The sequence below is a fragment of the Afifella sp. YEN Y35 genome (assembly GCF_047553465.1).
GTDB lineage: Bacteria > Pseudomonadota > Alphaproteobacteria > Rhizobiales > Afifellaceae > Afifella > Afifella aestuarii.
Genome location: NZ_CP180203.1, coordinates 2,216,727 through 2,230,154, shown reverse-complemented (window position 1 = coordinate 2,230,154; position 13,428 = coordinate 2,216,727). Strand labels below are relative to the sequence as shown.

The 13,428-nt window shown below is 63.4% G+C and carries 12 protein-coding genes; 6 read left to right on the top strand and 6 right to left on the bottom strand.

Going from position 1 to position 13,428, the window contains the following annotated elements; translation table 11 throughout:
- Positions 1-115 precede the first annotated feature (115 nt).
- Positions 116-862, top strand: coding sequence for a site-2 protease family protein (locus ACK8CP_RS10650; RefSeq protein WP_414831744.1), 747 nt, complete (start codon positions 116-118; stop codon positions 860-862).
- On the opposite strand, the gene ACK8CP_RS10645 is transcribed toward ACK8CP_RS10650, so the two are convergent.
- On the bottom strand, positions 859-1,890 hold the full coding sequence (locus tag ACK8CP_RS10645) for an amidohydrolase family protein (RefSeq protein ID WP_414831743.1): 1,032 nt from the start codon (positions 1,888-1,890) through the stop codon (positions 859-861). The genes ACK8CP_RS10650 and ACK8CP_RS10645 overlap by 4 nt on opposite strands.
- Entirely contained in the window at positions 1,887-2,573 is a 687-nt protein-coding gene (locus tag ACK8CP_RS10640; protein WP_414831742.1) for an SDR family oxidoreductase, read from the bottom strand. The genes ACK8CP_RS10645 and ACK8CP_RS10640 overlap by 4 nt, the downstream gene beginning before the upstream one ends.
- A gap of 149 nt (positions 2,574-2,722) precedes the next feature.
- On the opposite strand from ACK8CP_RS10640, the gene ACK8CP_RS10635 reads away from it, so the two are divergent.
- Complete coding sequence (locus tag ACK8CP_RS10635; RefSeq protein ID WP_414831741.1) at positions 2,723-3,598, top strand: LysR family transcriptional regulator; 876 nt, start codon at positions 2,723-2,725, stop codon at positions 3,596-3,598.
- Positions 3,599-3,663: 65 nt separating this feature from the next.
- Here ACK8CP_RS10635 and ACK8CP_RS10630 read toward each other — a convergent pair whose 3' ends face one another.
- Entirely contained in the window at positions 3,664-5,112 is a 1,449-nt protein-coding gene (locus tag ACK8CP_RS10630; RefSeq protein WP_414831740.1) for a DUF2252 domain-containing protein, read from the bottom strand.
- Between the two features lie 504 nt (positions 5,113-5,616).
- On the opposite strand from ACK8CP_RS10630, the gene ACK8CP_RS10625 reads away from it, so the two are divergent.
- The gene (locus ACK8CP_RS10625; RefSeq protein ID WP_414831739.1) at positions 5,617-8,679 is read left to right on the top strand and encodes a transporter substrate-binding domain-containing protein; all 3,063 of its coding nucleotides are present in this window, start codon (positions 5,617-5,619) and stop codon (positions 8,677-8,679) included.
- Between the two features lie 120 nt (positions 8,680-8,799).
- Here the strand turns inward: ACK8CP_RS10625 and ACK8CP_RS10620 are convergent, their stop codons facing one another.
- Positions 8,800-9,210, bottom strand: coding sequence for a hypothetical protein (locus ACK8CP_RS10620; protein ID WP_414831738.1), 411 nt, complete (start codon positions 9,208-9,210; stop codon positions 8,800-8,802).
- 434 nt (positions 9,211-9,644) lie between these two features.
- Here ACK8CP_RS10620 and ACK8CP_RS10615 point away from each other — a divergent pair, with 434 nt between their 5' ends.
- A complete protein-coding gene (locus ACK8CP_RS10615; protein WP_414831737.1) occupies positions 9,645-9,941 on the top strand; it encodes a hypothetical protein in 297 nt (98 codons plus the stop codon).
- Positions 9,942-9,983: 42 nt separating this feature from the next.
- Positions 9,984-10,418, top strand: a complete 435-nt coding sequence (locus ACK8CP_RS10610) for a hypothetical protein (protein ID WP_414831736.1) — start codon at positions 9,984-9,986, stop codon at positions 10,416-10,418.
- Between the two features lie 688 nt (positions 10,419-11,106).
- Here ACK8CP_RS10610 and ACK8CP_RS10605 read toward each other — a convergent pair.
- A complete protein-coding gene (locus tag ACK8CP_RS10605) occupies positions 11,107-11,589 on the bottom strand; it encodes a tetratricopeptide repeat protein (protein WP_414831735.1) in 483 nt (160 codons plus the stop codon).
- 199 nt (positions 11,590-11,788) lie between these two features.
- A complete protein-coding gene (locus tag ACK8CP_RS10600) occupies positions 11,789-12,394 on the bottom strand; it encodes a TetR/AcrR family transcriptional regulator (protein ID WP_414831734.1) in 606 nt (201 codons plus the stop codon).
- A 62-nt stretch (positions 12,395-12,456) separates the two neighbouring features.
- Here ACK8CP_RS10600 and bdcA point away from each other — a divergent pair, with 62 nt between their 5' ends.
- Positions 12,457-13,170, top strand: a complete 714-nt coding sequence (gene bdcA, locus ACK8CP_RS10595; protein ID WP_414831733.1) for an SDR family oxidoreductase — start codon at positions 12,457-12,459, stop codon at positions 13,168-13,170.
- The last annotated feature ends 258 nt before the right edge of the window (positions 13,171-13,428 follow it).

Sequence of the window (13,428 nt, the reverse complement as noted above, 5' to 3'; positions counted from 1 at the left end):
GGGGCCTATGATGCGGAGGACCGGGGGATCTGGATGACACGGGATGCGGACGTCAGGCGTCGGGTTCGTCCGGGGCGGCGGCTCCGCAACTGGCCGGGATGAGGGGCATTCGATCATGACCACGGGAGGCGCAAGCGCGGCGGAGGGGCCGTTCGCGTTTCGGCTGAAGCTTCCTGCGGGCGTCGAGGCGTGGGTTTATCCCTCCGCTTTGGTCGTGGCGGTGGTTTTTAGCGCGCTCGTTGCCTATCACCATGCGCATCAACCCGTCGCGCTCGCGGTCATCCTTCTCGTCGGTCTCGTTCTGTCGGATCTCGCGCACGAACTCGCGCATCTGATCACCGCGCGCGGCTTCGGGCTCGCCTGCGATCGGATCGTCCTGTCGGTCGACGGGGCCTTCGTTTTTCTCGAAGAGCCGAAGTCGCGGAGAAGTACGATCGCGATCGCCTTCGCGGGCCCGGCGGCGAACCTTGTCATTGCGGGCGTCGCGTTCGCGATCTGGGGCTTGAGCCCGTCTGCGCCGGTGCAGCATCTGCCGGGCTTTGCGACGCCGCTGCCCGCGTCCCCGACGCTCGCGCACGAGGCGGCGTTCTTTCTCGGCCTCTTCAATCTGGCTTTCGGGCTCGCCAATCTCGCGCCGGCCGTTCCAACCGATGGCGGCGTCATTCTCTGGTCGGCGTTGCCACGACGGGTGTCGGAAAGGACTGCGCGCCTGATCGTGTCAGCCCTCGGGCTCGTCTTTGCCGTCGTCTCGACCGTGGTGCTGATCGCGAGCGTTCTTGCGATGGTGCCGCTTTATCTGCCGCCGTCCTTCGGCGACAATTTTCGCGAGTTCCGCCGCGCCTGGCGGATGGTGCCGGGTTAGCACCGAAGGATGGCGTCTCTCAGCCGGCACCAGTTTTCAGACGCAAAATTCGTGAGTTCCTCCCCGCCAAGCCCGCAGTTTTCGATGAAGGCGCGGGCCTGCCGCTCCGGGCGGTACTGGTAGGGAAAGTCTGCGGAGAACAGCAACCGATCGGGCCCGACCACGCCCCGTGCGCGGCGCAGATGTTCCGCCGAGAACATCCCACTCGCGCCCAGATAGACGTTCCGGCGCAGATAGGTGTCCAACGGATGGGCAAGTTCAGAGACCGCGTCGAGCGCACGCAACCGGTCGACGTAATAAAGGACGAGCTCGCCCCAATGGCCGAGAAGGACCGGCAGATCGGGGTGCCGGTCGAAGAGCCCCGACAGAAGCAGGCGGATGAACTGGATGCCCGCATCGAGATGCCAGCCGATCGCATAGCCGGCCAGGGCCATCTCGACCCTGTCGCCGAAACCCGAGAACCAGGCGGTGCGCACCCCCTCCGGCACGACGCGCGGATGCAGCAGGAGCGGCACGCTGCGCCGGCCCGCAACCTCGAAGATCGGCGCGAAATCGGGATGGTCGAGGTGGTGTTCACCCACCCGTCCGCACAGCATCGCTCCGGTGAAGCCGAGCTCGACGATGCAGCGTTCAAGCTCCGCCGCCGCGGCCTCGGGCCGGGCGACCGGGAGCGTCGCCATCGCCTCGAACCGGTCTGGATGGCGCGCGACCGCTTCGGCCAGCGTATCGTTCACCCGCCGCGCAATGTCGACGCTTTCGGCCCCAAGGTCGTGGAGCGCCGGCGTGGTCAAGGACAGGACCTGCACGTCGACGCCGGCCTCGTCCATCAGCGCGATGCGGTCCTTGGAGAGGTCGAGCAGCCGTTTCGCAATGTCACCGATCTGGTGATAGGCGACGCCCGGATCGCGGCTTTCCAGTCCGAGCCTGGACCAGGCGTCGATGACTTCGGCGGTCGCCATATGCTCTTCGGTGGCGATGATCTTCACAGGCTCGCCACGCAAAAGGGGCTCACCATGCAAGAGGGTCACCACGCCACCGTGCAACCGTCGCGATCCTCGTAGCGCAGGCCGGGCCTTCCCGTCTGCGCAAGGAGAAGATCGACGAGCTTGGGCGCCGATTCTACGAGCGTGTAGCGCGCTTCCGCCCCGCCCAGCTCCGTCTTGATCCAGCCGGGCGCGATCAGCAGCATCGGGTGCGTATTTCCGGCGCGGATCGCATAGCTTCGCATGTGCTGGTTCAGCGCTGCCTTCGAGCCGCGATAGACCTCGTGGCCGCCGCGCGTGTTCTCGGCGATGCTGCCCTGGCCAGAGGACATGACGGAGATGGTTCCTTCGGGGGTCGTGAGGTCGGCCAAGGTCTCGACCACCCGCATCGGGCTGAGCGCGTTGGTGACCATGACGCGGATGAATTCCTCCGTCGAGGTCTCGGCGATCGTCTCGCTCTGGTTGGCGTTCGCCGTTCCGGCGTTCACGAGCAGGATGTCGTAGCGCCGGTCCTGAAGCTTCTCGCGCAGAGCCTCGATCTGGGTGGGCACGGTGATGTCCAGCGAGGCGATCTCGACCGCCTCGGGGTGCTCGTCGCGCAGCGCGTGCAGGGGCGTTCCGGCGGTGTGCCGGACCGTGCCGGTCACATGCCAGCCGCGCCCCACGAACTCACGTGAAAGGGCATGACCGATCCCGCGGGACGCGCCGATGATGAGAATGCCTTGCATGGGATGTCTCCGTTGCCAGTTCGAACAATGTTCTCTGCAAGCTAGGGAGCAAAAGATGGTTTCGCGAGACGCATCACCTTCAAAAACAAATTGCGCGCCATGCAAGTCTTGCCCATACCCGGGGCATGGCAAATACGGATCTCAACCTGTTGCGGGCGCTCGATGCCCTGCTCGCGACCGGCAGCGTGACCGAAGCGGCCGCACGTCTTGGCCTGAGCGTATCGGCGATGAGCCGCAATCTGGCGCGATTGCGCAAGGTCACCGGAGACCCGCTGCTCGTGCGCGCCGGATCGCGGCTGGTGCCATCTCCACGTGCCGTCGCCTTGTCCGCCGAAGTGCCCGCGCTGCTGGCTCGGGTCGAGAGCGCGCTCGCCCGGGACGAGCATGGTCTCGAGCTTGAGACGCTCAGCCGGACCTTTTCGCTCCGCGCCAATGAGGGGTTCATCCACCGCTTTGCCGCGCCCCTGCTCCAAAGGATGCTCTCGGCGGCACCGCAGACCCGTCTGAAGCTGGCGGCGAAACGGGTGAAGGATGGGGCGCCGCTGCGCGAAGGCACCGCGGATTTGGAGATCGGCGTGTTAGGGGATTTCGCGCCGGAAATCCTGACCCGGCGGCTTTTCGATGACGAGTTCATCGCTGCCGCGCGTCCCGGTCACGCTTTGCTCGATGCGCCGGTCACGCCGGAGCGCTTTGCGAATTGCCTGCATGTGGTCGCGTCCCGACGCGGCCAGACGACTGGGCCGGTGGATGAGGCGTTGGCCCGCCTCGGCCTTGTTCGACAGGTGGTGGCGGTCGTACCGGGATTTCCCGACGCGATGGAGATCGCACGCCGGTCCGATGTGATCGCGCAGATCCCCCGCTCCGTCCTGAGCTCCGATCTGGTCGGAATAGAACTGCCGGTGTCGGTGCCGGGCATTTCCGTATCCGCCATGTGGCATCCGAGGTTCGATGTCGACCCCGAACAGAAATGGTTCCGGGAGATGGTCTTCGAGACGGTGCTGAAATCCCCCGGCGAGCCCTCCTGACGAGCGCGCCGTCCTTCTGTCGGCTTCGGTGTCACGTTCTGGGCGGTCCGGTCGCCGCTCTCTCCTCACCGATAGACCATGTCGATGCAGTCGAAGGCGCCGAGCGCGTGGTCTTCGCGGAAATGCTGGTGGTCGGCCTGGAGGCGGTCGGCGGCTTCTTCGGCGAAGCGCACGAGATCGGCGATGAAGAGTTTTCGCGGTGTGGCGGCGGCGATGATCGAGGGCTCGACGTCATAATCGATCTGGCCGAGATCGTCTGAGAGCGCATGCGCCTTGGCGAGCGCTGCGCCGCAGACTTCGGCGTAATCCTTCCAGGTGCCGTAGCTCAATTCGTCGAGATCGATGTCGTCGCGGAAGGGGGCGCGCTCGCGGCTCATGAAGCTCTCGCCGTCGATTTCGACGGCGCCGTAAAAGATGTCGCCATGGGCGAGCTGCACGGCCTGGCCGTGGACGATGCGGTCGGCCTTGGCGCCGGCATGAAATTCGGAGGGCGGGGTGAGCCCGTCGAGGGCGGAGCGGCGGGCGCGCTTGAACTCGATGATGATGTCGTCGGTGGCGTTCTTCGACGGGCCTTCGATGAGGACGTAATAGCGCGGCAGGCCGAGCGAGGCCGTGCCCTGGCCGTGGCGCACGCACACATCCTTGACCTTGAGCTCGCCGGCGCGGTCGGGCGCGTCGATCCCGTTCGATTTCGCCAGATCGTCGACCGCCTTCTGGAATTTTGTCACCTGACCCGAGATCGGCTGCAGCTCGTCGCTCGCCTTGAAGCCACGGCCGGAACTCTTGAGGTAATCCGCCCACAGCCAGTCGTGGCGGTCCTCCCAGGCTCCCTTGAAGAGGCGGCGGATGACTTTCGGGGAATTGTCCATGCGGTAATCGTCGTTCTTCTCCGTCGCGTGTTCGGCATAGGCCTCCATCGCCTTGAGGTAGCCTTTGACGAATTTCTTCACGACCTTGCGCCGCTTCTTGCGGGTGAGGCCGCCTTCCTCGCGCGCGGCGATCCAGAAGCCGACGGCGCCGCGTTTGATGTCGAAGGTGAAGGGCGCGTAGATCGTCTCGTCGAAATCGTTGACGCCGAAAATGGGCGCGCCGTTTTCATCCGGCATGACGCCGAAATTCTCCGGATGCACGTCGCCGAGTGCCATGACGGAAGGCATGTTGGCATCCTGGCCCGCCAGATCGCGGTAGAAGAGAAGCGCCGTGCCGCGGAAGAACTTGAAGAAATCGTCGGCGAGTTCGTCGAATTTCGCCCGCGCGCCGTGGTTGCGCTGCTCGATGCGCTGGGCGTGGTCTTCCCGCAGGGTGGAGCGGACATGCTCGCGCCGCGCCTGCCCGGTGAGGAGCACGGGCGGGACGATATGCTCGCCGGAGGCGATGCGCTGGGCGAGGTCGCGAAAGGCGTCGCGCTGGCCGCTCGCCTTGCGGGCGGGCTTGATGTCGGCGGATTGGGTTTCCGTATCCGCCGTTTCTGTCGCCGGCGTGTCGGTTGACGGCTTTCTCTTCGCTTCGGCCATGGTCGCTCTTTCCTCTGGCGTCAGCTTGAAAACGCAAACCAGGAGTTGCCGTTCCGAGGGCGACTTTCCGGGGGACCGTTCGGGGTGACCGTTCGGGACCGGGGCTCTCCAGGGTCGTGACGCTGCAGGCCTGTCTCTGAGGCCGGACCATCGCGCCGGCTGTGGGCTTCCTGCACCAATCTCTCTGAAATGTGCCATTCCGCCGGGGAATGTCTGTCTGCCTGCGGCCTCTGCCTTGCGTTTTCAGCTTCAAGCAGGCTTTGGATGCTTTCCAGGTTCGGCAACCCCAGTTTGGCAGCACGTGCCGCTAGGTGTTGCCTACGGATTGCGTCTGCCCCCGCAGGAGGCGATGGGGGGTGGAGGTGAGAGCGGACATTTGGGTCGCGATGGTGGGCACGATCGCGGCGGGATGAAAGGCTGGAAGCGGCAGATCGGCATGGGCGGGCCGGATCGACCGGGACCGGATGCAGTGGGAACAGAATGTTGACGGGACCGAACCCGAGAATGTCGCCTCGCCTTATGGGGATTGTTCGCAGCGGCCTCGCGTTGATCGTGGCGGCGCTCATCGTCATCGCTTCGGCCGCGCCGGGCCGCGCCGTCGAATTGAGCGAGACCGAACGCCAATGGGTGGCCGAGCATCCGACCGTCACCGTCGGTGTCGTCGCCGACAACGAGCCCTATTCGTTTTTCCGCAACGGCTCGATGATGGGCTGGACGCTCGATGTGCTCGACCGCATCGAGGTGGAAAGCGGCCTCACCTTCGTGCCGCGCATGGGCACCTGGCCGGAGATTTACGGCAATTTCCGCGCCGGCCGGCTCGAGGTCGTTGCCGACATCTCCCTGACCGAGGCGCGCCTGCCTTTCATCGCCTTCACCGATCCCTATCACCAGCGCCGCACGGTGATCTTCCAGAACGTCGACCATCCGCTCGCGCCGCCGATCGATGTGGAGGCGCTGTCGAAGAAGCGCATCGGCGTCATCAAGGACATTTATTACGGCGGCGCCCTGCGCAAGGCGGGCATCGAACCCGTCGAATACGACACCTACCGCGATCTGATGGCGGCGCTCGCCTTCGGCTGGGTCGATGCCGTGATCGCGGCGGAGATGACGGGCAATTTCTTCGCCCGCGAGAACGGCTTTTCCAATGTGGAAGCGGTCGGGCCGGTCCCGATCGCCGGCGTGTCGCTCGAAGATTTCCGCCTGGGCGTGCTGAAAGCGGAAGCCGAACATGTCGGGGGAGATGCCGGGAACGCATCGCAGAGGGCCGCTGAGGGCGTGGCGGCCGAGGCCGCGCGCGACCGCGACCGGGAGATGCTGCACGAGATTTTGGCGAAGGCCGTCGCCGCACTGCCTACGGAAGAGCTCGCTGCCATCACCGAGCGTTGGCTCAGCTATCGCAGCGGCCGGGTGTTTTCCGCAGGGCCCCTGCGCCTTCTGCCGGAAGAGCAGCAATTCGTCGCCAATGCGCCGCCTTTGAAGGTCGGCTTCATCAGCGATTACGAGCCTTTGAGTTTCTTGCGCGACGGCAGGGGGCAGGGGTTTGCGGTCGATCTGATGCATGAGATCTCCGCCGCGACGGGGCTTGCCATGATCCCCGTCTACGACAGCGGGGCGAACATTCTGCAGGCGTTTCGCGACGGCGACATCGACATCATGAGCAACATGTCGCGCACGGCCGAGCGCGAAGACTACACGCTCTTCACGCGCGAATATCACCGCATCCCGAACGCCGTCTTCGTGCGCTCCGGCTTCGGCCCCTATCGCGGTCTCGAATCGCTCGAGGGCCACAGCGTCGGCATCGCCGAAGAGATCTATTATGCCGACGCGCTGAAGGCGCGCGTCGCCGATGTGCGCACCTACGCGACGCAGGAAGAAATCCTGCAGGCGCTGGCGCGCGGCGAGGTGGATGCGGCGATCCTGGCGCTGTCCAACGGCAGCGCCATCATCCGGCGTCTGGGGCTCATCAACATCGACATCGGCGGCGAATTTCTGATGCCGGGCGTGGAGCGCGAGGATCTGCGCTTCGGCGTGTCGCCCCGCTATCCTTATGCGCGCAGCATCATCGACCGGGCGATGAGCGCCATGTCGGCGACGCGGTGGAACGAGCTCGAAACGCGCTGGCTCGGGCCGACTGTCGCCGGGATGGAGCGCCAGCGCCCGCTTCTGACGAGCGAAGAGCGCAGCTATCTCGATCGGAAAGGCGTCTTGAAGGTCTGCGTCGATCCTCTGACGCCGCCTTACACCTCCGTCGACATGGATGGCGATTTCACCGGCGTCGCCTCCGAGGTGATGGAGCGGCTCGCCCGCCAGGGCGGCTTTTCCTGGCAGGTGGTGCCGGTGCCGATCTGGGGCGGCGGCCTCAAGAAGGCCGAAGATTACGAATGCGACGTCCTGCCCTTCGTCACCGACAGCGCCGCGGCCGACGACCGCTGGACGTTCACGCTGCCCTATCTCGTCTTGCCGATGGCGGTGGCAAGCTCGCTCAACGAGCCGATCGTCAGCACGATGAACGATCTGGCCGGCAAGCGCGTCGGCATCGCCCCGGGCGAAAGCCCGCTGCGCGTTCTGCAGGAGCGCTATCCGAACGTCGACCTGGTGGAGGTGGCGAGCGAGGCGGCGGCTTTGACCGGCGTGCGCCGGGGCGAGCTCGACGCCGCCCTCGGCACGCTGCCGAGCCTCGGCTATCTCTTGGCCTCCAAGCGGCTTTACGACGTGAAGGTGGCCGGCCGCATTTTTGAGGATTGGCGCGCCTCGATCGCCACCCGCGCCGACGAGCCGATGCTGGCGGCGATTTTTGCAAAACTCGTCGCCGGCCTCGACGAGCAGGACGTGCAGACGATGCTGAGCCGGCAGATGCTGGTGCGCATCGACCAGCGCGTCGATTACAGCCGCCTTCTCCTTCTCGGTGGAGTGGCGCTCGTCACCCTCGTTCTCGTCGTCTACTGGAACCGCAAGCTGCGGCGCCTCAACGCCGCGCTCGAACGCGCCAACCAGAAGCTTCAGGACGTGTCGATCACCGACGCGCTGACGGGCCTCTACAACCGCCGCCATTTCGACGCGCGCGCCGCCGACGAATTCGGCCTGTGCCAGAGGAATGGCTGGCTGTTTTCGGTGGCGATGATCGATGTCGACCATTTCAAGAGCGTCAACGATGCGCGCGGCCACCTCTTCGGCGATCAATGCCTGCGCCACATCGCCCGCCTGGCCCGCGAGATTTTCGGCGAGGACGGCGACATTCTGGGCCGCTATGGCGGCGAGGAATTCATCATCTTCACGCTCGGCGGCGCGAGCGAGGATTTCTTCGACCGCCTGGAGCTTCTGCGCCGGCGCGTGGAAGGAGAGCCGTTTTCGACCGGCGAGGAGACCTGGCGCCTGACGATCAGTCTCGGCGGCTATGCGGCGATCCCCGCGCCGGAGGCGAAGCTCAGCGATTTCGTGCGCGAAGCCGATGCGCGGCTCTACGAGGCGAAAGCGCGCGGCCGCAACCGCGTGGTGGGCGAGACGCGGGCGGAAAAGGGCGCCGACGCGACGGCGGAAGGGCGTGGGGAGATGGAGGGGGCGGAGTAGGGGGCGCGGCTCTGATGCAGCCGTGAGACGCGCGGCTGCTGTGTTGCGATTCGGGCGGTTTCCTGTGGGGCCGAGATCGGACTGTGCCGCCCAAGCGCGGACGTTCACGGGTGAGCCGCATCAAATGAACAAACCCGATCCTTCCAGCCGCTCGGCGCCCCGAGCCGCAATCCAGATGTTCCCGGAATCGCTGCTGAAAATCTGGAACACCCAACCGGCGTCGAGCTCGATCCGTACGGTCATTTGTTCAGAGGTGTAGTCCACCTCTGCCGTCCACTCGCGGCCTTTGTGCTCGGCGACAAAGAGGCCTCTCGGATCATCGAGGAGCTTCGGGTCGTGTGGAGATCCCGTGAAGACGCAGTCATGTCTGCCGGCTGGCGGCCATTCGCCTTCATGTCGGGCGAACATCAGGAAACCGAGATCTTCTTCGTTTTCCGTCCAGATCACGAAGCTCGTCATGTCGGAGCCTTCCACTTCATCATTGGCACACGGTAGTTCAACTTCACCTAAATCTGAACGCGGCCGCTCCAAAGACGATCCAGGCCTGTTCGCGAACCGGCCTTCGGGCAGAAGGGCGACCGCTTCGCGGCGAGAGCGGAGGCGAAGCGACCGGCCTCGGCGAATTCGTCACCGCGCCGAGAGAGCGCGACAATCCGCCGATGCAGGACCTCGTCGAGTTCGGCCGCGGGGGTCGCTTGCACGAACTCGATCTGAGGCGGGGGTGTGGCGGGGTCGTCCATGACGGTTCTGGCACTCGATTGGCGGTTGCGCCGATGTCGTCGGCTCGGTCAGCATCCTACTTCAAAGCGGGCGTCTGCTCATCACTTAGAGTTGTCATTCGCCGTTAATAGATCAAAGTATTTTCCATTTTTTATATCGGTAGACATCCTTGGAGAATCGACGAGATATTGCTCTATTTTAAGCGACCGCTCGCATGGATGCTGCGGCTTGATGGGAGGCATATTTTGGTCGGTTTTGAGGCTGCTGTGGCTATCGTAAAAGATTTTGTGCAAATAATTTTTTGGTGCGTTGCAGGGGTTTTGGCTGTTCTGTCTTATAGGCAGGCTCGAAAGAGTATTTTTCAGCCCGCAAAAAATGAAGTTTTTAAGATTCAGATAAAAGAAATTCAAGATATTATGAAAAAACTTGACTGGAAATCGAGTATTGAGGATTGGGAAAAATCTGGACTAAGAGACTCCTCAGATATGTCACTATATAACATATTCAAATTATATGTACGAGATAGATTTTATTTGGAGTGACAATTTGGTGGTAATCAAAATATATCTTCTGTAGGAGCAATAATGTCAGATCCGCATCGAAATTTACGTCTAGTGATGGGGCCGGCGGATGATGTGGACGAAGAGATTATTAAAAGGAAAATAATTTGGGAAGAATTCAAGTGGGAAATGTTTGAAGTTAGTGCCAGGCTTCAGGGTGTTGTAGATTTTCTTGAGGAGTCATCAAATAATCCTGTGCTCCATAGTGGAATAGCGTCAAAAATAGGATGTTTGTTGAGTGAGCTGAGGCACTCAGCAATTCGAGCTGCGGAAGATATGGAACGTATGGTGCGTGAATTTCCTCGACATTATCCCACAAAAGAAAGCATAAATAGCGTAAATCTTGCGTGGGCGCAAAATATGCAAAATGAAAGAGGAGATAAAATATATTATAAGTTGGAGGAATTGAAGAGAGAAATTAGAAATTATCTAAGTGCTGATGAGCTTTTTGGGTTATAGGTGCAATATAAATATAATAAATTATTTTAGGTATACGGGGGTGCCTCGGAATTCGCCGGAAAGGCGGCCTGCAACGTCGGCTGACCTCTGATGCTTGCCGCTCCCAATCTCCCCCCGCACGCTCCCTCACAAGAAAGCTGGCCACTTGGACCGGGGATTGAGCTCCCGCAAGAGCTTAAAAGCTGTCGAGAGCCTGAGGGTGTCGAGCCGGCGGCGATTTCGGCCGGAGCTTCGCGCGCCGCGGGCGTCTTCAGCCGAAAAGCTTATTTCGCGGCCTCGTCTCGCTCGGCGGCGTCGTCGCAGTTGATGCGGTTGTCGAGCCCGCCCGCGCGTTGCTGTTGTCGAGGGAGCGGGCGAGGGGCGGCGCTGCGGCCGCCGCCCGTCCGGCCCCGGAGCGCGCGCCGCGATGGCGGGAAGCGGAATGCGGGGGCGGACGAGATCGCTTGCGCGGCTTCGCATGCAAGGGCCGTCTCGTTCATCGCCCGGCCGGGTGCCGGGCTTTCAGCCGTGTGCCGGACGATCGGTCGAACCTTGCCGGGCTGGCGGGAGTCTCGGCCGTTCGGGGGGCTGCCAAAGCTTGCCGATCCGCCATGCCGGCTGGCGCATGCGCTCGTCCGGTTACGGCAAGCAGGGCGAACCCCATGGCGATGAGGCGGGCGATCGTATCGGGCTTTCGGGCCGGTCCGGCTCAGTCGATGTCGGCAAAGCGCCTCAGAAATGCGAGATATTTGGGGTCGTCGTCTTCGAAGATCTCAGAACCGCCGCCCATATAGGCGCGCATCAGGTCGTCCTTGGCTCGATCCTCGTCTCCGAGCTCGAGCGCGCATTCGCCCAGGCGGAGATGGATGAAAGGATTGCCGAGCCCGTCGGGGCCGGCAACGGCCTTGCGAAACGCGTCCCGGCACGCCGGCCAGTCACCTTCGAGGAAGAAGGCGTCTCCGCGCGCCGCCTGCAGCCAGGTCCATGCCGACCATTCGCTCTTCGGTTCGGGCAGAAGGGCGACCGCTTCGTCGTATGCGGTGAGAGCGGAGGCGAAGCGACCGGCCTCGGCGAATTCGTCACCGCGCCGGGAGAGCGCGACAATCCGCCGATGCAGGGCCTCATCGAGCTCGGCCGCGGGGGCCGCCTGCACGAACTCGATCTGAGGCGGGAGTGTGGCGGGGGCATCCATGACGGTCTGGCACTCGATTGGCGGTTGCGCCGATGGTGTCGGTTCGGTCAGCAGCCTGCTTCAAAGCGGGCTTCTGCTCGTCACCTGCGTGTGTCGTTCGGCCTTCGGCGAGAATGGGCCGTTATCGGACTGGCAAGTCTCGGCGCGGAAAGGGCCATTATAACGCCGATCATCAGGAAAAGCGGCCGTTCAATCGTGACTATTCGCGCAGGGCAAATTCGATCGCTGATCCGGCCAGCCGCGCACTTGCCAGAAGTTGATCGAGGCTATGCCCATTGCGGGCCTTGGCAGACAGACCGAACATGGTTGTTGTCATGAAGTCCGTCACGCTCGCTGCGGCTTCTGGATGGCGCTTTGCGACATAGTCGCGAATCTGTGTCTCCGCCGCAATGTTGTAGGCGAGAGCGGCGTCTCGCGCGCCCACGTCATTGCAGCGTGTCCCTTCGACGACGAGACAACCGGCCGCCGCCGGGTTGGCGCCGTAGTGCCGGGCCGCCTCCTCGAGCAAGGTTGCCAAGCTCTCGGCTACTGAACGATCTTCCCTCAGGATGTCCGCATAGGGAATCGCTCCATCGAGCGCGTAGCGCTCGAGGACACGGGCGTAGAGACCCTGCTTGCTTCCGAAGGCCGCATAGAAACTCGGCGGGTTGATCCCGAGTGCATCGGTCACGTCCGACACGCTGACAGCGTCGTAACCACGGGCATGGAAGAGGTCACGCGCGACGGCGACTGCCTGCTCGGGATCGAACCGGCGGGGACGACCGCGCGAGCGTGCTTTTTTTGTATTGTCGGATACAAAATTCATTGACAGCACTCCTGGTGCAAAATATGTAGCGGCCCCTAAATTAATGTGCAAGGAGGCGATAGATGGCGACGTTTCAAGGCAAGACGGTTCTGGTACTCGGCGGAAGCCGGGGGATTGGCGCCGCGATCGTGCGACGCTTCGTGGCGGATGGCGCGAGCGTCACCTTCACGTATGCCCGCTCGAAGGACGCGGCCGATGCGCTCGCGGCGGAAACCGGTTGCAAGGCGATGCGCACGGACAGTGCCGACCGCGACGCCGTGATCGCGACCGTGCGCGAAAGTGGCCCGCTCGACGTTCTGGTCGTCAATTCCGGCTTCGCGATCTTCGGAGACGCGCTGGACCAGGACCCGGACGAGATCGACCGCCTGTTCAAGGTCAATGTCCATGCGCCCTACCATGCCTCGGTCGAGGCGGCTCGGCGGATGCCGCAGGGCGGACGGATCATCGTCATCGGCTCTGCGAACGGCGACCGCATGCCCGTGCCCGGCATGGCGTCCTATGCATTGAGTAAGTCCGCCCTGCAGGGACTGGCTCGGGGACTGGCTCGGGATTTCGGGCCGCGCGGCATCACGGTCAACATCGTCCAACCCGGGCCGATCGACACCGACGCCAATCCGGCGGACGGACCGATGCGCGAACTTCTTCATAGCTTCATGGCATTGAAACGCCATGGCAGGCCCGAAGAGGTCGCCGCGATGGTCGCCTGGCTCGCCGGTCCGGAGGCAGGCTTCGTGACCGGCGCCATGCACACGATCGACGGCGCCTTTGGCGCTTAGCAGCCCTACTTCGATCGGTCGTGAAACGGTCCGCTTTCTGACCCAATCGGCGGAAAGCAGACCGGGAGCTTCCCACCCTTCGACGACATTGCCCAGACAAAGGCGAACGCCCGCTTCGGAGGGGCCGACTGATCGCTAGGAACGCCCGACAAGGGGCGCAAAGCTGCCGTCGTCGAAGAAAGGGAGATGCACGCATCGACCCTCTGAAAATCTACGGGTGAGACCCGGCGTGGATGTGCCAGCGGCACTGGCCGCCAT